The organism is Lentzea indica (assembly GCF_012184385.1).
Taxonomy (GTDB): Bacteria; Actinomycetota; Actinomycetes; order Mycobacteriales; family Pseudonocardiaceae; genus Lentzea; species Lentzea indica.
This window is the reverse complement of the sequence record NZ_VSRL01000618.1, coordinates 1-482: the sequence shown is the minus strand read 5'-3', so window position 1 is coordinate 482 and position 482 is coordinate 1. Positions and strand designations below refer to the sequence as shown.

The 482-nt window shown below is 57.3% G+C and carries 1 rRNA gene; it reads right to left on the bottom strand.

The features are described 5' to 3' along the window. Positions 1–396: 396 nt before the first annotated feature. Positions 397–482, bottom strand: a 16S ribosomal RNA gene (locus tag FXN61_RS49990); the annotation flags it as partial.

The window sequence follows — 482 nt, the reverse complement described above, 5'->3', positions numbered from 1 at the left end:
TCATCGGCTCCTGGTGCCAAGACATCCACCGTATGCCCTTACTAACTTGCTACAAAGATGCTCGCATCCACTGTGCAGTTCTCAAAGAACAATCAGACATCCCCTCATCTCCGCACCCGCCTACCCACGTCCACTGACGCCGGCGGTTCAAGTGCTAAGAGGACCCGATCACTGAAAGACACAAAAAGCGTGTTCTCTCAGGACCCAACAGCGTACCGATCTGTTCACTCAGCCCTCACTGGACCTTTCCACGCAGGCAAGCCTGCAGTACTCACTCCAGCGACAACCGTGTGTCGAGCCAGCCAGCATCCACTAATGAGCCCCACCCGGCGATCGTTCGCCACCGGCGTGGTTCTGGCAGCTACAGCAAGATGCCGTAGTGCAGATGCTCCTTAGAAAGGAGGTGATCCAGCCGCACCTTCCGGTACGGCTACCTTGTTACGACTTCGTCCCAATCGCCAGTCCCACCTTCGACCGCTCCC